At 41.2% G+C, this 22225-nt stretch carries 23 protein-coding genes and 1 tRNA gene; 12 read left to right on the top strand and 12 right to left on the bottom strand.

Going from position 1 to position 22225, the window contains the following annotated elements; all coding sequences use genetic code 11:
* Positions 1 to 337 precede the first annotated feature (337 nt).
* Positions 338 to 2647, top strand: coding sequence for a transglutaminase TgpA family protein (locus tag I8748_RS28740; protein ID WP_198127907.1), 2310 nt, complete (start codon positions 338 to 340; stop codon positions 2645 to 2647).
* Between the two features lie 86 nt (positions 2648 to 2733).
* On the opposite strand, the gene I8748_RS28735 is transcribed toward I8748_RS28740, so the two are convergent.
* The 5 genes from I8748_RS28735 to I8748_RS28715 form a co-directional block, all read right to left on the bottom strand.
* Positions 2734 to 2970, bottom strand: coding sequence for a ribbon-helix-helix domain-containing protein (locus tag I8748_RS28735; protein WP_198127906.1), 237 nt, complete (start codon positions 2968 to 2970; stop codon positions 2734 to 2736).
* 87 nt (positions 2971 to 3057) lie between these two features.
* Positions 3058 to 3651 carry a hypothetical protein gene (locus I8748_RS28730; protein WP_198127905.1) on the bottom strand — a complete coding sequence of 198 codons (594 nt, stop codon included), beginning with the start codon at positions 3649 to 3651 and terminating at the stop codon, positions 3058 to 3060.
* A 22-nt stretch (positions 3652 to 3673) separates the two neighbouring features.
* Positions 3674 to 3934, bottom strand: coding sequence for a hypothetical protein (locus I8748_RS28725; RefSeq protein ID WP_198127904.1), 261 nt, complete (start codon positions 3932 to 3934; stop codon positions 3674 to 3676).
* 94 nt (positions 3935 to 4028) lie between these two features.
* Positions 4029 to 4826 carry a TIGR04255 family protein gene (locus tag I8748_RS28720; protein WP_198127903.1) on the bottom strand — a complete coding sequence of 266 codons (798 nt, stop codon included), beginning with the start codon at positions 4824 to 4826 and terminating at the stop codon, positions 4029 to 4031.
* Between the two features lie 148 nt (positions 4827 to 4974).
* Complete coding sequence (locus tag I8748_RS28715) at positions 4975 to 5301, bottom strand: ATP-binding cassette domain-containing protein (RefSeq protein WP_198127902.1); 327 nt, start codon at positions 5299 to 5301, stop codon at positions 4975 to 4977.
* 276 nt (positions 5302 to 5577) lie between these two features.
* Between I8748_RS28715 and remA the strand changes: the two genes are divergently transcribed.
* Complete coding sequence (gene remA / locus I8748_RS28710; protein WP_015080662.1) at positions 5578 to 5844, top strand: extracellular matrix/biofilm regulator RemA; 267 nt, start codon at positions 5578 to 5580, stop codon at positions 5842 to 5844.
* A 173-nt stretch (positions 5845 to 6017) separates the two neighbouring features.
* Positions 6018 to 6617 carry a guanylate kinase gene (gmk, locus tag I8748_RS28705; protein ID WP_198127901.1) on the top strand — a complete coding sequence of 200 codons (600 nt, stop codon included), beginning with the start codon at positions 6018 to 6020 and terminating at the stop codon, positions 6615 to 6617.
* Positions 6618 to 6819: 202 nt separating this feature from the next.
* Here the strand turns inward: gmk and I8748_RS28700 are convergent, their stop codons facing one another.
* From I8748_RS28700 to I8748_RS28690, 3 genes are all read right to left on the bottom strand, one after another.
* Positions 6820 to 7341, bottom strand: coding sequence for a photosystem I reaction center protein subunit XI (locus I8748_RS28700; RefSeq protein ID WP_198127900.1), 522 nt, complete (start codon positions 7339 to 7341; stop codon positions 6820 to 6822).
* Between the two features lie 271 nt (positions 7342 to 7612).
* Positions 7613 to 7762, bottom strand: a complete 150-nt coding sequence (psaJ, locus tag I8748_RS28695) for a photosystem I reaction center subunit IX (RefSeq protein ID WP_012410218.1) — start codon at positions 7760 to 7762, stop codon at positions 7613 to 7615.
* A gap of 39 nt (positions 7763 to 7801) precedes the next feature.
* Positions 7802 to 8296 carry a Photosystem I reaction center subunit III gene (locus I8748_RS28690; RefSeq protein ID WP_198127899.1) on the bottom strand — a complete coding sequence of 165 codons (495 nt, stop codon included), beginning with the start codon at positions 8294 to 8296 and terminating at the stop codon, positions 7802 to 7804.
* 176 nt (positions 8297 to 8472) lie between these two features.
* Here I8748_RS28690 and tsaD point away from each other — a divergent pair, with 176 nt between their 5' ends.
* Complete coding sequence (gene tsaD, locus I8748_RS28685) at positions 8473 to 9522, top strand: tRNA (adenosine(37)-N6)-threonylcarbamoyltransferase complex transferase subunit TsaD (protein WP_198127898.1); 1050 nt, start codon at positions 8473 to 8475, stop codon at positions 9520 to 9522.
* Positions 9523 to 9574: 52 nt separating this feature from the next.
* Here tsaD and I8748_RS28680 read toward each other — a convergent pair whose 3' ends face one another.
* Both I8748_RS28680 and I8748_RS28675 read right to left on the bottom strand, forming a co-directional pair.
* Complete coding sequence (locus tag I8748_RS28680; protein WP_198127897.1) at positions 9575 to 10507, bottom strand: alpha/beta fold hydrolase; 933 nt, start codon at positions 10505 to 10507, stop codon at positions 9575 to 9577.
* Positions 10508 to 10655: 148 nt separating this feature from the next.
* Positions 10656 to 11375 (bottom strand): hypothetical protein, encoded by a 720-nt coding sequence (locus I8748_RS28675; protein WP_012410214.1) that lies wholly within the window; start codon positions 11373 to 11375, stop codon positions 10656 to 10658.
* A gap of 528 nt (positions 11376 to 11903) precedes the next feature.
* Between I8748_RS28675 and I8748_RS28670 the strand changes: the two genes are divergently transcribed.
* The 5 genes from I8748_RS28670 to prmC all read left to right on the top strand — a co-directional run bounded on the left by I8748_RS28670 (position 11904) and on the right by prmC (position 15421).
* Positions 11904 to 12428, top strand: a complete 525-nt coding sequence (locus I8748_RS28670) for a GNAT family N-acetyltransferase (protein WP_198128055.1) — start codon at positions 11904 to 11906, stop codon at positions 12426 to 12428.
* Between the two features lie 357 nt (positions 12429 to 12785).
* Positions 12786 to 12859, top strand: a tRNA-Pro gene (locus tag I8748_RS28665).
* A 226-nt stretch (positions 12860 to 13085) separates the two neighbouring features.
* Positions 13086 to 13316 carry a hypothetical protein gene (locus I8748_RS28660; protein ID WP_198127896.1) on the top strand — a complete coding sequence of 77 codons (231 nt, stop codon included), beginning with the start codon at positions 13086 to 13088 and terminating at the stop codon, positions 13314 to 13316.
* 152 nt (positions 13317 to 13468) lie between these two features.
* On the top strand, positions 13469 to 14293 hold the full coding sequence (locus tag I8748_RS28655) for a Tic22 family protein (RefSeq protein WP_225896581.1): 825 nt from the start codon (positions 13469 to 13471) through the stop codon (positions 14291 to 14293).
* Between the two features lie 213 nt (positions 14294 to 14506).
* The gene (gene prmC / locus I8748_RS28650) at positions 14507 to 15421 is read left to right on the top strand and encodes a peptide chain release factor N(5)-glutamine methyltransferase (RefSeq protein WP_198127894.1); all 915 of its coding nucleotides are present in this window, start codon (positions 14507 to 14509) and stop codon (positions 15419 to 15421) included.
* A gap of 45 nt (positions 15422 to 15466) precedes the next feature.
* On the opposite strand, the gene I8748_RS28645 is transcribed toward prmC, so the two are convergent.
* Complete coding sequence (locus tag I8748_RS28645; RefSeq protein ID WP_214662795.1) at positions 15467 to 17257, bottom strand: ABC transporter ATP-binding protein; 1791 nt, start codon at positions 17255 to 17257, stop codon at positions 15467 to 15469.
* A 173-nt stretch (positions 17258 to 17430) separates the two neighbouring features.
* Between I8748_RS28645 and I8748_RS28640 the strand changes: the two genes are divergently transcribed.
* On the top strand, positions 17431 to 17610 hold the full coding sequence (locus I8748_RS28640) for a hypothetical protein (RefSeq protein WP_198127892.1): 180 nt from the start codon (positions 17431 to 17433) through the stop codon (positions 17608 to 17610).
* A gap of 89 nt (positions 17611 to 17699) precedes the next feature.
* Here the strand turns inward: I8748_RS28640 and I8748_RS28635 are convergent, their stop codons facing one another.
* Positions 17700 to 19157, bottom strand: a complete 1458-nt coding sequence (locus I8748_RS28635) for a pentapeptide repeat-containing protein (RefSeq protein WP_198127891.1) — start codon at positions 19155 to 19157, stop codon at positions 17700 to 17702.
* Between the two features lie 226 nt (positions 19158 to 19383).
* Between I8748_RS28635 and I8748_RS28630 the strand changes: the two genes are divergently transcribed.
* On the top strand, positions 19384 to 20193 hold the full coding sequence (locus I8748_RS28630) for a lasso peptide biosynthesis B2 protein (RefSeq protein ID WP_198127890.1): 810 nt from the start codon (positions 19384 to 19386) through the stop codon (positions 20191 to 20193).
* A gap of 20 nt (positions 20194 to 20213) precedes the next feature.
* Positions 20214 to 22034, top strand: coding sequence for an asparagine synthase-related protein (locus I8748_RS28625; protein WP_198127889.1), 1821 nt, complete (start codon positions 20214 to 20216; stop codon positions 22032 to 22034).
* Positions 22035 to 22225: the final 191 nt, after the last annotated feature.

Here is a 22225-nt window from a genome sequence, read left to right as displayed (position 1 = left end):
TGGTTGTAGTTTGAAGCTGATTTTTGTTTAACAACCGATCATTAGGGTTTCTACTTTTTTTACAAGTTCTCATTAGCGGCTTCTACGATCACCCGTAATGGGAAAGACAGATGTACAAGACATTTAAGCTCCCAAAGGCTACCTTCGGGGAGTTCCTGTTTTATTAAAGGAACTTCCCGAAAAATAATAAATATTTTTTTGCCTCAAGCAAAGGCGCAGGGGAGCAGGGGAGCAGGGGAGAATAAATTCCATTTGTGATTTTACACAAAGAAGGAAGTAATTACGAATTACTAATTACGAATTTTGTCTACAGCATCTACATTATTGCTTACATTAAATGTTTAACTTATCCAGGAAGAATCAGTTTTGGCGTCTACCTATAGATCGCTGGCGAAAAACTATGCAGAGGTCGCCTTTGATGGAAGTGGAGGATTCGATTCCTTTACGGGTGCTGGTGCTAGGGTTGGTAATTATCGGAGTTGTGGCAACGGATATTGCTGCTGAGACTACATTCAGTCTTTGGGCAGTACCGCTAAGTATAGTAGGTGCGATTTGGAGTTACTACCGTCGTCGCCATGCGAATGTGCCAGTCAAATTCTGCATCGCCATAGGAATGTTAATAGCATTGGGTGCTTTCTTTGGGCGGCTGCTGGGAGAATTGAATGATACGCGGCTGGCTTTGGCAGAGTTATTAATTCAACTTCAAGTACTTCACAGCTTTGATACACCCCGCCGCAAGGACTTGGGTTATTCCATAGTTATAGGATTAATTTTATTAGGTGTGGCAGCAACACTCAGCCAAACTTTGGCTTTCGCTCCTGTGCTGTTGTTGTTTTTAGCGATCGCTTTACCGACTTTAGTTTTAGATTATCGCTCACAACTTGGCTTGGAAAAATTAAAGGTTAAAAATGAAAAATTACCCAAGCGGAGTTCTACAACTTTTGATTTTAAGTTTCTAGTTTTAAGTTTTGTAACGATTGTAGGGTTAGGCTTAGCCATTTTTGCCATATTACCACGATTTCCTGGTTATCAGCTGCGAACTTTTCCAGTAAGTTCTCCCATTGATGTCAAAGGTGGTTTTACAGGTCGTAGCATTATTAATCCTGGTTATGTGCGTCAAGGTAATGCTAATAATCAAGGCAATGGTAATGGACAAAGCCAAGCAGGTAAGCCAGGAAGTTTAGATGACAGTTTTTATTACGGTTTTAATAGCCAGATTAATCAAAATTTGCGGGGAGTGATGAAACCGAAGGTAGTGATGCGGGTGCGATCGCAGGCTGAGGGTTTTTGGCGAGTGCTGGCATTTGACCGCTACACAGGTAAGGGTTGGGAAGTTTCTCGTAATGATGATGTTACTACTATCAAGCGATCGCCTTGGTCTTACCAAATTTATCTACCTTTGCCAAGTATCTCTGGTGAAACGAAAGAAGTAGTGCAAACGTACACCATCGTGTCGGATTTGCCTAACCTGATTCCAGCACTGGCTAATCCCAAAGAGCTTTATTTTCCGACACCAATGGTCGCTGTTGATAAAGAAAACGGCTTGCGTGCGCCTGTGGCATTATCGGAAGACCTAACTTACACAGTGATTTCAGAAGTACCATACCGCGATCGCACTTTGTTCGGCAAAGCTTCTACAGACTACCCGCAACATATAAAAAACCACTATCTGCAAATTCCACCAGAAATTGCTGCAAAAGTCAAGCAACGTACCGAAGAAATTTTTGCTAACTACAATCGCGATCGGGTAGGAAAATCTGTAAAAAGCTTAGATTCAACCTATGAAAAGGTTCTTTATTTAGCTCAGTATATCAAGCAATACTACTCAGTCCCCAAAAATCCCTTAGATTTGCCTTATTTAGGAGAAAAAGACGATTTGGTAGACGCTTTTTTATTCAAGTATAAAGGCGGCTATCCAGACCACTTTTCTACAGTTCTCACAGTGATGCTGCGTTCCGTTGGTATTCCGGCGCGGTTAGTAGCAGGGTTTAGTCCTGGGGAGTTTAATCCATTTACGGGGATGTACATTGTTAAGAATACAGATGCCTATGCCATGACGGAAGTGTATTTCCCTAAATATGGCTGGTTTGCCTTTGACCCAATTCCTAACCATCCCCTGATTCCCCCTTCAATTGAAGATACTCAGACATTTAGTGTATTGCGACAGTTTTGGCAATGGGTGGCTGGGTGGTTGCCTTCGCCAGTGACAGGTTTACTGAACAATGTTTTTGGGGCAATATTTAGTTGGGTAGGTAGAGCGATCGCTTGGTTTTTTGCTTTATTCACTCAAGGTTGCCTGGGTGTATTAACTGGCTCAATCTTGGGTACTACCATAGCTTTCTTTGGTTGGCTTGGTTGGGTGCAGTGGCGAGAGTGGATGAACCGTCGTTGGTTGAAGAAATTACCAGCAATGGAAAGCCTTTATCAACAAATGCTGCAATGGACATCTCAAAAAGGTTTGGGTAAACATCCATCACAAACACCGCTAGAGTATGCCAAAGTTTCATACCAGCATCATGCCCCAGCAACGGCTGAGGTAATAGATGAAATTTGTCAAGCTTATGTGAGATGGCGTTATGGTGGTCATACGCCTGACTTGAAGCAGTTGCGACAAAGATGGCAAGGTTTGAAAAAGACTGCTAAGTAAGTAATTTATCTGTCAGTTACATAGAAAGGTTGCCCAGCGGACAACCTTTTTAATTTCTAGAATTTACGCAAAAATAACCAAGTCGTTTACCAATTCTCACTGGGTAAAGACATAAGTTGCAGCCTTGCTAATACTGGATCTAGTTCAGATGATTCTTGAGAATAAACCTGATTTAGTTTATTCAAAATTTTATTACGGTTGTATTTCCGCAAATATGCTTTCAAAGCCTTTGTGTAAAGTTTACTGCGAGATATGCCCAACTCTATAGCTAGTGCTTCCGCCTCTTCAAAAACCGAATTAGGAAGCGAAATTGCAGTTCTCATGGCTAACCTCGTTGTGGTCATTACACCTGTGGTTATACTAATTTTCAAAGTATTCGTTCCATCAGTCTATTTTTCTTCATTAGGGTATTAGCCTTCTCGTTCGCTTTCATATTGAGAAGGCAATGCAACTCTGCCATGAAAACTGTAATATCGCCTGGAAAAATGCTCTAAGTAAGGGCTAGATAAAATTGCCCGTCGCTTTGCTATACCAAGTTCAAGTTGACGATACAAAGTTGCTGCATCTATACCGAAAATTTTTTTAAAATCAGCAGTTAATTCTGGTAAACCTATCTGTTCTAATTCGCATTCAAGAGGAATTGTTTCTAAGAAATAGAATCTTTCGTGGCGATGAGATTCAACCAATTTCCATTCCTTACTATTCATACTATCTGCTGTATCTCTAACCTCTCTTGCTGTTGCAATTTCACATAAAATTATAGAATTCAATAATTTTGAGAGTTGAGAATTATTACTTTGTCTAGCCCTATAATCCCAGTCCAGATCACAGTCTTGTGTGACAACAATTGCATAAGGATGAATAATTTTGTTGTAAGGTAACTCTTCCGTTTCTCGTGATATTTCGCTGGCAACGGGGTTATACTGAACCACATTTGTCAGTATTTCCCCTTGCCTTAAAGAGGTGTTTTTAAGTGATGGTTGGTAAATAGCTTGTTTTTTCATGCAACAACTATTCTTAAACAAGCTATGGTTCTAAAACAATAGGTGGTCTCACTTGTGCAGATTTTAATTTACCTTTAATGCTACTAGCTGGAATAGCAGCTAAGTTAGCTTGAGGAAAGCGATCACGATAAAAATCAGCAATTCCTTGAAGTTCCTCAGCAGCTTCTTCTAAAGCATCTTCGGACATAGATTGGAGAATCCGCAAGCATTTTAGCAGTGCAATTAACTTACTTGGTGGTAATCGATTCCAGTCGGTTTTGAAAGACAGTGAGTAATTCGACATGGTTAGATCAAAAAAGGGATACTGAATTACAAGGGTTTTTCCACTGTCTCTATCAAAAATAAAGGTATTTACAGAAATCCCCGTCGAAGTCTGACTATGGCTCTGTAATATTAACTGCCTGGGGTCGCATGGCATTGTGAAGGGTATCTGTGATACTCCACCTGAAAAGTTGTCTAGCTGATTTGTTGAACTGACTGAGTATGTTCCAGACATTTCCATCCCTCTCTACTTTTTGTTCTGTAAAAAAATCAGCATCTAGCAAATAAGCAACTTCATCATTATTTTTTTCTGGTTCTTTTACAGTAACAAGTCCATGTTTTAAGTTGATTTGACCGTGTTCTATTTTCAAAATCAAATTTTTTATAATTGATTGAATAAAAGGTGCAAGCTCTTGATTATATAATTCGGAAGCAATATGTGGTGTAATCAAATCTGACCAATTTTTATCCTCAAGTCCTAGTTTTGAGCGGATGATCAAGTCTTGATATTGAAGTCCTACTCTTGTGTAGAAAGATGGCTTGTATATTCTTTCAAAGACATTCACAGCTTCCCTAAAGCGTTTTTGAAACTGTTCATAACTCTCATATACAGATGTAGTCAGAGTAATAAAATCTTTAGTAACAGATAACTGCCATCGCTGGTCTTCAGATTTAAAGGTATAGAATAAATCACTCGACAGCGGTAAACCAAATTGTTGAATTACTTGCGAAATTTCAGGTGTAACCTGTGGCTGCATACTCTCAAAAAGTGGATACTGAAATCTGATTTCATCTTGAAACTCAACTGGCTCTTTATGAGAAATCTTTAGAATAGGTGGAAACCTCAATTGACACGCAACCTGAATAAGGGGATTGCGTTCGTAAATTACACGCTCAAACTCAGGTAAGTGCATCAACCTGTTTTTGCCACAAAAAATTTTAGTACTCTAGTCTTAGCTTAGATTAAGATGCTAGTCTTTCGCCAGTAGTTCAGATAAGTTTGCGATGACTTAAACTTGAACCAATTGCTTTCTAACAGCACGGTTGTTGACCCAGCTACTGCTAACAACGCATGAATCCAAGATAGCGATCGCTTCGCTGTCCAAACACTACCCCCATCTGATAAGCTAGTTCGCGCCGATTTCGCCAAGGGTTTAACCCCAGTAACCTCGCTGTTCCGGATGTGGGTTGTAAAATTCCCGTCAGCATCTTGATTGTAGTGGACTTACCTGCTCCATTGGGGCCAATGAAAGCGATCGCCTGACCATCAGGAACACTCAGACTAATATCATCTACGGCAACAATCTCTGTGTGCGTGTGGTTGCGTCCCCAACCCCCACTGAGAGTAAACTTCTTACATAAATTTTCCAGTTCGACGGCAGCTATCACCAATCTATTACTACAATTAACTACAAATATATTACAAGTTATATAGTTATGAAACTGACATTTTGAATTTTGAATTTACTAGTAATTTTTTCTGGTTTCGCATGTGTCTTTGGGAGGATTTTGAGGAGATTTTACTGATAAATAGCTAAAAAAAGGATTGGTCAATTAAAAACTCAAGCTGGCTAAACCTAAAGCGTTGTAACTCCGATTCTTTGGGGATAACATGAGAATAATTCCTTACCAGCTGCTCGCACCACATTTGGTGTCAGTTCATTTATGGAGATTCAATTAATTAACATTGGTTTCGGCAACATCGTGTCTGCTAACCGAGTAGTTGCCATTGTCAGTCCGGAATCTGCCCCAATTAAGCGGATAATTACCGATGCACGGGACAGAGGTCAGCTAGTTGATGCAACTTACGGTCGGCGGACAAGGGCTGTAATTATCACTGATTCCAGCCACGTAATACTTTCGGCGATTCAACCAGAAACGGTAGCGAATCGCTTTGTGATTTCCCGCGATCATCATGTTGTAGATAATTAACTGGATATGGGTTAAGAACCCTACTCCTATTTAGACCACATCGGCAGTAACATGTGAATTAGGCATTTCTGTCACTCGTGCTACAAATTCGTTAGTCAAAGTTCACTCTGGCAACGAGCAAAAAGCTAATGACTAAGGAATAATATTTATTGATTAATTCACAGGTTAAACGGATGATGCAAGTTTTACCCATCCAGAGCAGTGCTACTACCAATGAAAACCAGTCACCAGGTAGACTGGTTGTTTTAACTGGCCCTAGTGGGGTCGGCAAAGGCACTTTAATGCGATCGCTATTGCAGCGTCATCCCGAATTGTATTACTCTGTATCCGTCACAACTCGTTCTCCCCGTCCTGGGGAAATCAATGGCAAAAACTATTACTTTATTAGCCGTAGTAAGTTTGAACAACTAGTTGCTCAAGGCGAATTCTTAGAGTGGGCAGAATTTGCTGGTAACTATTACGGCACCCCCCGTGAAGCTGTGCTTAATCAAGTTCTGTCAGGCAAGTTGGTGATACTAGAAATTGAGCTAGAAGGAGCAAGACAAATTCGCGCTTCCTTCCCTGGGGCCCTCAGCATTTTTATTTTGCCGCCTTCCTTTGAGGAATTAGAGCAACGGATACGGGGTCGCGGTCAGGACTCTGAAGAGGCTATTGTCCGTCGTCTGCGTCGTGCCCAAGAAGAAGTGAAAGCTGCCGATGAGTTTGATATCAAAATTGTCAATGATGATTTTGAAACTGCTCTCAAAGCGATCGAAGCAGCTTTGTTTAAATAATTTAAGATTCCTAAGAACCACAAACAAGCATCTTTAACACCAAACAGTAAAGGACACATAGAAATAGGATAACTATTTATGTGTGTCCTTCGATATTTGTTGTTTGTCAGTTGTCAGTCGTCAGTTGTCAGTTGTTAATTTTTCCACTAACCACTAACCACTGACTACTGACACCTAACAGTCATCATTTAACAGTCAAAAATTAACCAAATAGACCTTGAATTAGTCCTAGATTGCTAGTTACAAAGTAAGCAACTACTGCACCACCAATACCACCAATCAAGAAACTGCTGGCAAAGTTATTCCAGCTTTCTTTGGAGTTAAAAGCATCTGCTGGAGGATTGGGTACGGTGACACTAGCTAGTGCTTTGGGAGGGTTGGTATTAGCATATAAAGATAGAGCAGCGGTCAGAAGTACAACCAAGCCAATAGCCGACAGTAATCCAGCTAAGTTAGCATTGTCTGAATTCCGCAGAGGGCCCAATTTGGCAAAGGGGCCAAATATCCAGTAACCATGAGCAGCTCCAATTTCTATGGCTCGTCTACCAACACTCAAACCAGGACGATAGGCAGGCAAATTATTAATGTACCACTTCACTAAGGGAGAAGAATTAATGGGGGTTTCTAGGTTGCCTACCTGAGGGTCGCGTCCTGCGGGAAAAACGACTTCCCGATTTCTGGGATCGCTGGGGAGATTTTTGGATGCATCTACTGCTTGCGCCATATTTTATGTTCGCCTCTAAATTGAGAATGGTGGCATTGTCATATTAATCATATTCGTTGCCTAAGATGCTGTTTGATTGCGAAGTTAAAAAAAATTAATTTAACTGCTTTCAAAATTATGAAACTCGTAAGCTGGGCGGAGCTTGCGAGTTTCATAAAAGATTTTTACAGCCCATTTTGGTGATCAATTAACCTCAATTAGGCTGAACAATCCAACCAGATAATCTTAGGCTCCAAACAACAGATTCAACTGACTTTAATCTGTTTTCCAACTATGGAAGTGGGTGGAAAAGTAAATCTGGAAAAAAGCGGTTGAATTCAATCAAAATGCCTGCTGTAATTGTTAGCCAGATGGTAGCTGCTACAGGTGCTGTGGAAATAAATTTAATCAAATAGGATGATTGGTCGCCTTTGTCCGCCATGAGTTTAGTCTCCAAAACAATGAAATCAATTAAGCTGAATTAGCGGGGAGAAACGGGAATTTCTGAATCTTTGGCTGTTAATTTGCCAGAGAGAAATTCTTGGAGTGCTGCTGCTGGCCAAGCAAAGCCTGACGCTATGATGGGTAGTGCCAAGCCGAGGTCGATTTGGATCTCTTTTTGCTCAGCATCCCCAGTCTTTTTAATAGCTTGCAAATAGGTACGACCTACCCAGCCAATCCAGCCAGCAATATAGAGGAAGAGAATGCTAGGAATCAAAAAGTCACCAGCACGGTCAAGACGACCATCAACAATCAAGTGGGGATAACCTTCTGGGCCGCATAGGGCTTGAGAATAACGCTCAAAGCGCTTTCTACCTGATTCGGGATCAGCAGTGGTGTTACGGGCATTCTTGGCTAGTTCCTGAAAAGCGGGAGAGTCTTTACAGGGTACAAGATCAGCGCCTAAAGCTTTTGCTGGTGGGGCAAAACTGAAGGCAAGACAAATCACTAAAATCAAAGCAAACAATCGTCGCATGAAGTTGTTTCCTTTTATTACAAAAGAAAAAGTTTTGTGTACAAAACGAAGCGGCTTGTACAGTCTTTATTTACATAACTAGCAAGTCATCATACTCTTGCGCGGGAACCGAGTAAAGTTTAAGTAAATAAAAGTTAAAGCTTCTCAAACAAGTTGTGATTTGGCGTGACCCTAGAATGGCAATCGTTTTAGCAATAGAAACTAGCTGTGATGAAACTGCCGTTGCGATTGTTAACAATCGCCAAGTGGAAAGCAGTATCATAGCTTCGCAAATCCCAGTGCATCAGCAGTATGGCGGGGTAGTGCCAGAAGTGGCATCCCGTCAGCATTTAGAAACGATAAATCATGCGATCGCTCAAGCAATGGATCAAGCAAAATTAAGCTGGGGAGAAATTGATGGGATCGCCGCCACATGCGCTCCTGGACTGGTGGGAGCGCTATTAGTGGGCTTAACTGCTGCCAAAACTCTGGCAATTTTACATAAAAAACCATTTTTGGGAGTTCATCACCTTGAAGGTCACATTTACGCCACTTATTTGAGCGAGCCAAGTTTAGAGCCTCCTTTTCTTAGCTTACTCGTTTCTGGCGGACATACAAGCTTGATTTATGTCAAAGAATGTGGTAGATACGAAACACTGGGTGAGACTCGTGATGATGCCGCAGGTGAAGCATTCGACAAAGTAGCGCGGTTGTTAAACCTGGGTTATCCTGGCGGCCCGGTCATTGACAAGCTTGCCCAACAAGGCGATCCCCAAGCTTTTACCTTACCAGAAGGTAAAGTTTCTCTACCGGGTGGGGGATATCATCGCTATGATGGCAGTTTTAGTGGCTTAAAGACAGCGGTACTGCGTTTAGTGCAGCAGTTAGAGAAAGACGGTAAGGAAGTACCAGTAGCAGATGTAGCGGCTAGCTTTCAACAAACTGTAGCACGATCGCTAACCAAAAGAGCGATCGCTTGTGCCCTCGACTATGGTCTAAACACCATTGCTGTGGGTGGAGGGGTAGCAGCAAACAGCGGGCTAAGAAAAATCTTACAAGCAGCAGCTGCCGAGCATAACCTGCGTGTGCTATTCCCCCCTATGAAATTTTGTACCGATAACGCTGCCATGATTGCCTGTGCAGCAGCTGAGCATTTATCCCTTGGTCATACATCCCCCATGACCTTGGGCGTTGAGTCCAGGTTAGCCCTGACCCAGGTCATGAAGTTATATCAGTCTGCTGGATAGTCATTGGGGACTGGGGACTGGGGACTGATGACTAATAACCACTGACAACTGACTAATGACTATTGACCACTGACTCTTGCACGTTGACTATTGACCGGATATGATTAGCAACCGCATCTGGTTGTTCTAACATTGCTAAGTGCCCACAATCAGGAATTTCAATCACATTGTCGCCACAGTATTGGAAAAGCCGATGAAAGCTAGCCAAATGGCGTACATACTTAGGTTCCATTACTTTGTCGTTGGCACCAGCTAAAAAATACACTGGTTGCTTGAGTTGAGATACTAACTGGGGTAGACGGTTGATTTCTTCCTCAGTTGTAGAGTCTAATAGTGTTCCTAGAGAAGCTTCTGGGTCAGCCACCACAAAATCAATTACTCGTTGACGTGCCCAATAGCGCTCTAAAGGACGGGCTACACTCGCTCTTGTAAACAACAAATCAATCAATGGTATCTGAGATAGCCAGCGTGGACGGACTTGTAAAAATCGCTGTCCAGCGGAACGAAACTGTTCAAAAGCTTCTTTGAGATAAATCCCACCACCTGCGTTGATACAGATGACCCCTTGAATACACTCAGGCATTTGAGCAGCTGCCCAAAGAGCGATTGTACCGCCCAAAGAATGCCCAATCAGCCAAGCATTCTTAATATTTAGCTGTTGCAAAAGCACTGCTAAATCCTGAGCATAAGCAGCCGGAGTATAAAGAGAATCAAATGATGAGTTGAGCGTACTACTAGAACTTGGAGTCAAGTCTGAAGAAGTTTGTCCCCGACTAAAATCAGTTTCTGGCAAAGACTGAGATTCACCAAAACCTCGCAAATCATACGACAAGCACTGCAAATCATCTGACAGGCGCGAGATCACAGGTTGCCAGTATCCACGGCTATTTAGCCAGCCGTGGATAAACACTAAAGTATAGGGACAGGATGTAGGAGCCGTTAATTCGTATGCGTGCGGGACGCCCAAGATTTCGATGGTTGCCATACTTATATCGTACTCCTAAGGAGGGGTAAGACTAAATACGGAATGCAAACAGTTGAGAGTTATCAGTTTTTAGTTATGAGTTAGAAATTCTTTATATTCAACTTTTAACTCCTAACTCTTAACTCCTAACTCCTAACTTCTAACTTTTTCATTTACCTAACAACCTCTGCCGCACGCCTTCAGCAATTTTATGGCCTAAATATTCAGGAATCAGGCTTTCATTCGGCCCTAATAAATAAAGAATGAGCCTTGTACGTCCACGCCAAACCAGTAAATTAGCGTTGACTACTAGCAGGTCTTCCTGCCAGATGGCATACATTACTTTATAAAATAATCCCGGTTGATTATCGGCTTCAATTACTAGGGCAGGAAGATGAAATACTGGATCTACATAGAACTCGGTTTGTACTTGTTCTAAGCCAGTATCTAAGTTGAATTCTACTGCCAGCATCTCTTCTACCTCAAACCGCCCTCCTAAAGCCTCACGAATGGCGCGGCAGACGTTTTCTGCGGTTTTCTCTGTTAAGGCTTTACTGCCACGAGACACCAACAATTTAATAAAAACTAACATCGGCGGTCGGATCTGGCCATACAAACTTAGACCGTGGATAGTCAACCCATAAGCCGCCAGCACACCAAAAATATCACTGAGGAGAAACGACTGGTTGCGGTAGGCAAAATGTAAGGCACTTTTGCTACCTTCCGGCTTCAACTCTATAACGGCACGTCTAGTTTTATAAAGACGGTAGGCTAGCCGTAAATTTTGCAGTTGAATTTCACTGCTCACAAATTGCTCATAAAACTGAGGAAACGCTCGGTTGAAGCGCTTTAGAAGTTCCAAAGTGGAAGATTTTAAACCAGAAGCCATCGTTGGGGTAAGACTCGCTTGCTTTCATCACCTGGGGACTGGAGACCGGGAGTTGGGGGTTCGGGACTAGAGACTGGGGACGACTGGGAAACACTACTATAAATTCGTTAGCTATATATGTTTACACTACTGTGGAAACACGTAGTGCTAGACACACTTTCTTTTTCATAACCATATCTTTATCTTTCTAAAGATACAGGCTTGTGACAAATGATTCCGCAATATTTAGTCAATCACCAGTACTCAGTCCCCAGTACCCAGTTCCCAGTCTCCAATTCCTTATATACAATTCACTCTCATTTCCCCAAAAGTGGGGGAATTTCTCCTAGGCTGGACAACAAAATGCTAAAGTTGAAAATGATTGGTGTGAAACACGTGCCCAAGAGGCTGTAGCCATTGAAAATTCCCAAAACACTAAAAAGATTGTAGTGTCAGGGTATTTAGATGGTATTGGCTTCGTGAAACGTGAATCAACACTCAAAAAAGAGTGGAAACCAATATCAGTTATACTACCCGAACCACGTTGGCATGGGTTTTTGGAAAACTTGGTTTAGTACTCCTGAATCTGTATCGGCAACTAAGTCAGCTGCTTTTGAAGAGCATACAGCATCTACGGGCGACCCTAGCGCCAATAGCGATCGCATCGTTTTCAGTACGGAGCGAGATATTGATCTGTATGAATTAGAAGAACTCTGTGATGCAGTTGGCTGGTCGCGTCGTCCTTTGAGAAAAGTAAAAAAAGCCATTGAGCATAGTTTTCTCGTAGCCTCCATGTGGCAAGTGCGAGGAAACCAAAGACGGCTCATTGGTTTTGCCCGTGCTACCTCAGATCATGCATTTAATGCCACCATTTGGGATGTGGTGGTTCACCCAGACTTTCAAGGTAAAGGACTGGGAAAAGCTTTGATGAAATACGTACTCAAAAAGCTTAGAAGTGAAGAAATTAGCAACGTGACTCTCTTTGCCGATCCTCATGTTGTAGATTTCTATCGGACTATGGGCTTTATGTCAGATCCAGAAGGCATCAAAGGTATGTTCTGGTATCCTCACTAATTTTGTCAAAGCAAACAAGCAGGTCAATACACAAAATAGTCATAGTAGAGAAACTCTATAACCATGAGGTGATTGACAGCAAACCAGCCGACAAGCAAGCACACGAATTTCTTTGTTGCACGGCTAGCTGTGTCGGCACTAAAACTGTCATAGCTGTAGTCAAGTGATTAATTTTTTTGAGGCAAACAATAAAAAAGGTTGGGCAATATCTCGTAAATTTGATATAATCAAATTCATGCACTGAAAGACTACTGGTCTGACTAGTTGACTATGTTTTGCAAGCTTACCTCCAGCTACTAAGTTCATTAGTTGTTGGGTAAATCTCAAACAAGACTAGTTAACTTAATTTGATACATCCGGGATGTAGCGCAGCTTGGTAGCGCGCCTGCTTTGGGAGCAGGATGCCGCAGGTTCAAATCCTGTCATCCCGATTCAAGATATGAAAATCATAATTCCCAGACCGACTAAAAGGTATGGGGTTTTATTATATTTTCATTACAAAAATTAAACTTTTGGAAGTTTTTTGGTACAATCTACCTTTAAATTGTAAACCTTAGCCAAAAAGTAAACTTTGACGAATTTATTCTTGGGCTGTACTTTGAAGCATAACAGGCAAATTTCGCGTTAGCCAAGAAATCCTGCACTTGTGTTTCGTGTATGGCAGTGATGGAAGTAGTAGCAAGTGGAACGATTGATTTTGTAGTGGCGTCACCTAATATTGAGAAAGACAATAAAATGGCATTGACCGCTTCAACAGTCAGGGAAATTTTTACCCACTGGAGAGCAAGTTATAATCAGCATCTACAATATTACGCAGTGCGTAGCAAGCCGAAATTGAGAAAAACACAATTTGAAGACAGTCAACTGCTAACGAAGCTACCAGAGTAATTCTTCAATATCTGGAAATATCAGGTTTTAAGAGTAGATTCTTAGCATTTAACAGCAACCACGACTTTTTCAAATCTCAAAGGAATTGCTATATAACTAAAGCTAGTTGGTGCTATGCAAATCCAACAATTTGTCTGACTTAATAGATATCAATGCAAGGAGTATTCATGAAAGCATTAGTTCGCTGGGGCGCAACATTAGGTATCGCTAGTAGTATATTTTTTGCTGGTCTATCGCAAACAGAAAATCTGCGAGCAGTGGCATTACCACAAAGCGAAGTTTTGAAAAAGCTACAAATAGTCCCAGTCTTTACTTTGATTAATCCCAAAGGGGAATTCGTAGTTATTTCAAGAAACAACCAATCTAAAACTATATCACAAGTAGGATTTTTTCTGAGCAAACAAAATGCTCAGGATTTTCTGGACAAAAGGCTCAAAAAAGAAAATCCCCAACTAGCAAGTACATTGCAGGTAAGACCTCTGTCTTTGGCAGATTATTATCAAATAGTGCAAGAGGCTAAAAAAAAGAAAGACTCTGTGATTTATACTTTAGTGCCGGCGCAAGAACAGCTTGAGTCAGCAAAAACCATTATGAATCAAAATGGTCAAAAAGTACAACAATTCAATGGTATTCCCTTGTTTATACCGAAATTGGACAAAGGTTATCTGACCATCCCTGTTCCCCAAAGCAAAGAGCGGTATGTACCTTTATATTTCGAGAAAGAACAAGCAGTAGCTTTGTTAGATGAATTTAAGAAAGCTGTACCACAAGAAGCATCCAAAACCGGGATTGAAGTAGCAGAGTTATCTGGTGTTGTTGAAACTCTCAACACTAGCAACGATCCGAATATGAATAAGTTTATTCTGTACCCTTCACGGGAGTCCATAGCATTTATTCGCTCACTCGCCCCCAAATCGTCCGCGCCGAATCAATTACCTGCTGCTAAGCCCCAAGCGGCACCTACCCAGAAAAAATAATCATTTTAGGACTTACGCACTGTATTAACCCAATTTAGTCATTTCAAATAGGCAGCGATCGCTCATAGCAAAAAAGCGGTTACCACAAATAAAAAGTTTTGTCAAGGCGTAAGTCCTATAAACTAGCCCTTTCAAGGTGGGTAAAAATCCTCAAAAAAATTTACCGAATTTTGGGCTTTTCACAAAAATACATTACACCTTGAAAGGGGAAGTATGGTGGATACACAGCCACAATTAGTTTCAGGTTTACAACTTTGGCAGTGGCGGAATGCAGCAATAGAAGCAGCGATCGCGAATGATGTCCCTGATTCTGAAGTGGATTGGTTGCTTTTAGAGATTGCCGACTTAGACCGTTTAGCACTGCGTTTGGAGTCTTTCAAAGATAGACCTCAAATTCAGATGAAGTTAGCTTTAGAAGAGTTAGACCATCTGTGGCAGAAGCGATTACATGAACGCTTGCCAGTGCAGTACATTGCTGGAGTGACACCTTGGCGACAGTTTAAAATTGCGGTGTCGAGTGCGGTATTGATTCCCAGACCAGAAACAGAGTACTTGATTGATTTAGCTGTGAAAGCCGCAGCTAAAAGCCATGCGACTTTGCCTTTAGACTCAGGACACTGGGCAGATTTAGGTACGGGAAGTGGGGCGATCGCTTTGGGATTAGCAGATGCCTTGCCAAAAGCGACAATTCATGCAGTTGATCGTAGTTTAGCAGCATTAGCGATCGCCCAGGCAAATGCCGATAATTTAGGTTTTGGCAAACAAATCCGATTTTATCAAGGTTCTTGGTGGGAACCGCTAGCAGCATTATCCGGTCAATTCAGCGGCATGGTATCTAACCCGCCCTATATTCCCAGCAATATTGTGTCTACCTTGCAACCAGAAGTGGTTAACCATGAACCACATTTAGCGCTGGATGGTGGTGCTGATGGCTTGGATTGCATCCGTCATTTGATAGAAACTTCCCCTAATTATTTGCTATCTGGTGGCGTGTGGCTGATTGAAATGATGGCAGGACAGGCGGATGCAGTGCGCGAATTATTGGACAATCAAGGAAGGTATTGTAATATTCAAATTCACAGCGATTTAGCGGGAATTGAACGCTTTGCGCTTGCTTATAAAATTTAGAAGTATCGGTTTTTTGAATTACCAACCTTAATTTGATAGTTCGGTCTACTGATAGCTACTGGCTTGGCGGGTAAACATGAAATGATATTGTCCGCCTCTTGCTATTAATTCCTCATGGCTTCCTGTTTCTATAATCTTGCCATTTTTTAAAACAATAATTCGGTCTGCTAGTTTGGATAAAGCTAGACGATGACTGATGACAACAGCCATTTTATTGGTAGCAATGGTACGTAAAAGCTGATGAATCTCATGTTCGGTTTTCGGATCGAGTGCGCCTGTCGGTTCGTCTAAAATTAATAGTTCTGCCGAGGATAATCGTATTAACGCGCGAGCGATCGCAATTCTTTGCCACTGTCCTCCTGACAAGTCTACGCCACCTGCTAATTGCTTACCTAATAGTGTTTCTAAGCCTTGCGGTAGATTGTCCACAGCCTTGGCAATTCTTACTGTTCTCAGTGCCTCTTGGATGGTGTTAACATCCTGTAGGGCAGGTAAGTACCCAAAACCGACATTTTCACTCACTGTAGCGGGAAATCGAGCGTAATCTTGCATTACCACAGCCAGACGTGAGTGTAGCTGTGTCAAGTCAATTGCGCGTAAATCCTGTCTGTTCCACAAAATCTCGCCACTACTTGGATCGTACAGGCGACAGAGTAACTTAGCCAGAGTTGTTTTCCCTGCACCATTTTCCCCCACTAAGGCAATCATTTGATGCGGCTGAATTGTAAGGTTGATGTTGTCTAGAATCTTGCTGTCGCTACCAGGATAAGCAAAAGATAAGTTCTTGATTTGGATTCCCTGGTGCTTTGTCAACGACAATTTAGCAGCAGTATCTTCCCTTGAGGCTAACGATAACCGCAATTTCGGCTTCAGTTCTAATAATTGGAAAATCGGACGCGTTCCCAAAACCACATTATATAAATCAGACCCATTATTAATCAGTAAAAACAAACTCTGGCGCACTTGTAAAATCAAACCTGCATAAAGTGCTAAATCTCCTAAAGTATAAATTCCGCGTAAAGCTCCAATTACAACATAAATATAGGGTAAAGCGGTTCCTAATCCATTTACCATTGACCAAGAAATTACTAGCAACGTCCCTCTTTTGCGGATTTGCTGCATCGATCTAAACATGGTCTGAAAAAGACTTTGCCACCGACTCAGCAATAAAGGTTGTAGCTGAAATAAGCGTAATTCTTTGGCATAAGCTTCACCTACTAAGACATCCCGATACAAGTTCATTTGGCGGATAACACTCGCCTGAGTTTCTTCGACTTCCCAGCTTTTTTTGCGGTAAGTCAATTCCACATAAATCGCTGGTGTAGCAGAGGTAAATAAAATTAACGGTATCCACCAAGCAATTGAGCTAGAGAGCAGAATAGCAGGAATTAAGATAAAAAAACCATGCAAAGTTGTAATTGCGATGAACGATAGTTCTTTAAGCCGTTCTATTCCTGTTTGTGCCAGTTGAACCAAGTTCAACAATTCGGGTGTTTCAAATAACGCGATATCCGCAAAATTAGCGACCTTATTCAGTACAATACTTTGAGCGAAACCTTGCACGCGATCGCGCAGGGAAGAAAAAACAAAGTTGGTTATCCCGTTTATTGAGTCGGTTAATAAATTAAGTAATATTAAACCTCCAATGCACCAAAGTAAGAGTGGCTCTTGTAGGATAAGAGTGAGTGAGCTTACTGTTGTATATTTCCCTAATAAATGGGAGATTCGGTCAATAATAATTTTGTTGAGAAACAGTGAAATTGCTGGGCTAGAACCACTAATTAGAGTTAAAAATATCAGAGTGCGTAACTCAGTGGGCGCTGACTGAATTACCAATAGTAAGCTATGCCGAAAAGTTTGAAATAGGCTAAGTTCGCTCGGTTGCACTCAAGGTTAAATAATGTCTTTTATTTATATATCATAATTGACAATAAATATTCTTAAATTTATCGTTCATTTTATTTCCAATGATACACAATAGAGTTGTAGAGACTTTCAACTTTGTTACTATGTTTAAGCAAAATTTAGAGTCTTCAATAGAGCTGCTAAGACAGCAAGCCAAGAACGATAAACGACTGCCTTATCGTCAACCTGAGATTTACTCTCTTGGTTCTCTCGAACAGGTTCAGGCATTCTACAGAGGTACTTTGGTTGACGGGCCTAACAGTGCTTACTATTACAGCGGTTAATTATTCAGGTGAGGAATTAACAAAATTAAATCAAAGATTATGTCATAGTTTGTAGTTGCGCTATAAAATTCAAGCCAGCTACAAAATTTTCATGAATCCTTGTTCAGACAAACAGATATTTCGCCAGTAGGCAGGATAGTATTGCAAAGCTTGGCTTGATTTATGGCTGCTCCTTTGGTACCTTTAAGGTTAGCGCCTGTGAGATCGGCATCTTTAAGGTTAGCGCCTGTAAGATTAGCATTTGTCAGATCGGCATCTTTGAGGATAGCGCCTGTGAGATTAGCATTTGTGAGATCGACTCCACTAAGGTCAGTATTAATTAAAGCAAGGCGAGTTTTATCTTGATGTGGATCTTTTTTAAAAACTTCATTTAGGGCTTTACGAGTTTTTGGAGGGAGGTTGCTTAAATCTAAGCCACGTTCGACTTTAATCGCCTCTTCTTCAAGTTTATTTTTAGTCTTCTGACTATAAGATTTAGTTCGACCATATACAGCTCCTTTGAAATGAGTTTGGTTATCTAAATTAACATCTTTGAGATTGGCATCAATCAAGTTAGCTCGCTCTAGAGTAGTGCCGTTGAGAGTAGCGTTCTCAAGATGGGCGTTTCTCAAGTTGGTTTTTGTCAGATTCGCATTAGACAGATCGGTCTGTGTCAAAACGGCATCTCTCAAATCGGCGTTACTCAGTTTTGCCCCTGTCAAGTTAGCTTGTGTGAAATTAGCCTTTATCAGGATAGCTCTATCCAGTTGAATCTTCTCTAAATCTAATTTCTCCAAATTCTTACATAAATTTAATTTTCCTAATATTTTATCTAATCGCCTTAATATCTTACTGTCTGACATAGTACTAAGATTGATTCCTTCTAAAAAAGATTCCGCTGGTTGGGGTGGCCGTTGTCCAGAATCTGGATCTATAAAACCTAATTTTGATTGTTGTAAAAAATTTAGTACAAGTTCTCGCCGTTCTGGATTTTTTCTAGTCCAAGGTATACACAAGGGAACTTTCTTTAAAGGTTCTCCAAATAAACACATTCCGTCATTTTTGCTTAGAGAACGCAACGTATTTCCTGTTACAGCGAGTGCAAGACTTTTTACTTGCTCATATTTATATTTAGCTTTTTTCTGTCTATTATTTTCATGATGATTTCTCTTATCAGGAAGATGCATATCTAGGTAATTATTCTGTAACTCATCCTTAATCAATAATTTCTCCATTGAGTTAAAATATTTATCTAGTAAATCATCATAATAGCGCTGCTGTGAAATGTAATTAGCTACTATACCCCCTACTAAAGATAAAATAGCAGATCCTCCTATTATCTTTAATATAATTTCTTTATTGTTAGTGAGGCATCTGCATATTGTTTTTGGCATTTCTACTAAACGAGTATTTATCTTTGAAAACTTCGATAAATTTTCAGGTTTAGATGTTTTATGATGAGATTTGTTAATTTGTGAAGAAGCAGATTTCTTTTGACGTTTAAATTTGCGTGTCATCAATATCACCCTTCTTTTATCAAGTGTAAAAATTTCTTTAACTTGAATCATGATTATTCATGAGTTTGGTGGCAATGAAATAAGTTCAACTTATATTTTTAGTAATTATATTTTAGCTGTAGCTATAGTAACTACAAAAAAACTTATATTTTGTTTACTTTAACTTCAAGAATAAAATAAACTAAATTAACCTCATTTGAAGTATGGCTCTTATAATTTACTAGCAGATTCCAAATACCAATTAGCTGATATTGAAATCAGCAGCAAGACAAAGAAAATGGCAATTTTAATGGGCGAAAACGGCAGTTATTACGGTCTTAATCGAGATGTATTTCTATATCTGCAAGATGAGAGCGCTCAAATCTTAGATTTTGAGCGCGGACAGTTTTATGGGCTGGATAAAATCGCTACATTAATGGTGTTGCTCGTACTAGAAAAAGGAGTAGAAGAGGCAGTGAACGAACTAACTAAAATCTATGAAGTAAATCAAGAAATTGTTCGTTCTGACTTGACTAAACTTTTACATGATTTAGAGCAAAAACAGCTATTTGTTACTGAAAGCAAAACGCATAATTACTTATTGAATTTGATACGTTCTTATTCACAAATAACCAATAAAATTTGTAACAAAATCTTACTTTTGCTCTTAAAAACAGTCAGTTCAATTTTCCGTAATTTAGTCAACCCTGAACCAAACCCGAATCGCCTGACAGTTGAGCTATTGTTAAGCTTAAGTTGGCTCAGTTTTCGTCTACTCGGATGGAGTCGCACTGTCTCATTGTGGCAGCACTGGCATGGCGCAATTTCAGCAGCCGACACCACAGTAACAGCAGATGTTATTCAGACAATAGATCGAATGGTGCGGGAAGCAGCTGCTAGTAAGCTTTTCTTACCAATGGTTTGTAAAGAACGGGCATTGGTTGGTTATCATCTTCTCCGTACTTTTTACGGCTTACCTGCAACTTTAGTTATCGGCATCAATCGCTATCCGTTTCAAGTCCACGCCTGGGTTGAGTGTAATGGCTTAGTTGTAACGGATGAATTAGCTCATTGTCAACCCTTTACCCCAGTTGTTAGATATTCCTAAACGCGACAGCGAGGACAGCCATGAGAACCGGATTTGAAGTCATCCTAGAAGCAACCAAAAAGGCTGAATTTCATATCTTTTCCTCAGCAACTTCTTTAGTAACGTTTGCCCAAGACTCCGCAACAGAAATGGCAGTGGTGCTGATGGGACGAATTTATTACCAGGATGATTGGGAAACTCTCTTTCCTCAAGCATTTCAGCATAACTTCGCCTCAGATGCAGCCTTGGTATTGGCTATTTTTCAAAATTATGGCGCACAAGGTTTAGAGAAACTTGAGGGTGAATTTGCACTAGTGGTTTTCGATCGCAAGGAATCGTGTCTTTTCGCCCTGCGCGATCCTCTAGGAAGCTTTCCCTTGTACTGGATGCACCACAACCAAACCACCTGGGTTAGCACTAATTTGCAACTATTAGCCCAACAACTCCCCCAAGCCGCCATAAATAGAGACTTTCTCGGCTCATTCTTAATGTTTCCCTATGCTTTTGTCGAGTTAGCCACAGAGAAGACGGCATTTGAGGAAATTCACCGGATTCTACCAAGTAATCTCTTAGTATTCACTCCCGATCGCCGGACAACAAAAATCTGGTCTTGGGACTGGATGAATCAAATTCAACCGATAGAAAATATCGCACCCCAGGAAGCAAATTTACAGTTTATCGACATTTTTCGGCAAGCAGTCAAACAGCGAATTCAGGACGAGAAAACTGCTTCTCACTTATCAGGAGGGATGGATAGCTCTTCAATAGTGTGTATTGCCCGCGATTTACTAGCAGCAGAAACCTTTCCCAGAAAGCTGACTACCCTTTCTTTGGTTTATCAAATGCGGAGTCTGGCAGGTGAAACGGATTACATTCAGATGGTGGTTAATCAGGGAGGAACGATTGAACCACATTATATGGATGGGGATGCAGCTCTAGACTTCGAGTGGTTTACCAAAGAAATCCCTGCCCATGACGAACCTTATCCTGGTTTATTCCACTTAGCAATGGAAAAGGTGCTGGTCGATGTAGCTGCTCAGCTGGGGGTGACGGCGATTATGAGTGGAGGGGGAGCAGAACTGATTGTAGAAGGAAATCGGCTGCGCTTGGCAGATTTGATGCGTCAAGGTCACTGGCACAAAGCTCTACTAGAGGCGCGTCAATGGGCTAATGCCAAGAACCAGAGCCTCTGGTCAATTTTGTACCCATTCGGAATTGAACCTTTAATTTTGCCACTGCTGCGAGAGGGCTTGCCAACTTTCATCCGACGTGGCTATGGACGCTGGCCAAAGCTAGGTTCATTTACCGTTCCTCCTTGGGTTCTCCCTGATTTTGCCAAGCAGCACGATATGTGGGGCAAAGCGTTAAAGACTATACGTGAGATCAACAGATATTCGGTAGAGCAATCCTTAAATCTGCTAGGATTGCGGGCATCTGCCGGAAATTGGGCTGCTTGGTATCTTGCTGCACCGCTGGGAATCCGAATTTGCCAACCCTTCCTAGATCCGCGTCTGATTACTTACTGTCTCAGTCTCCCCAGAGAACTGAGAGAAATCCCTGGCGTTTCCAAACCTCTGCTGCAAGTGGCGATGGACGGGATTCTACCGGAACCAATTCGGACTCGGCAATTCAAGGGAAACTTCAACGAGGTTTATTGGCAGGGACTAGCCAAGAATTTACCCAATCTAGAGGAAATGGTCAATCAGTCGCGGATTGATGAGTTAGGCATTTTCGACAAACAGCAATTGATTCAGGCTATGAGACAACACGCGATTGGAATTGGCGATGTGAGAAGTGGCAGCAGGATCAGTAGTTCCTTAGCGGCGATCGCCTGGTTTGACCAAATGAAAGCCGCGAGCTGAGATAAAGATACGATTGGGAATTGCCAAATCAGCCAAGCTGAACCGATTAGTTCATTAAATTAAAGGATAAAATACTACTTTGAATCCTCAAATCCTGGCTTTAGGGGAGTAGGGTTAAACGAAAAATGTAATGTTTTCAGGTTACTTTGAGGTTAATTATACTTAGATTTTATCTAAAATCAAAATTATTG

This window comes from Amazonocrinis nigriterrae CENA67, from assembly GCF_016056305.1.
GTDB classification, from domain to species: Bacteria; Cyanobacteriota; Cyanobacteriia; order Cyanobacteriales; family Nostocaceae; genus Amazonocrinis; species Amazonocrinis nigriterrae.
Note: the sequence above shows the minus strand (reverse complement) of the source record. Positions and strands in the feature narration are given on the sequence as shown.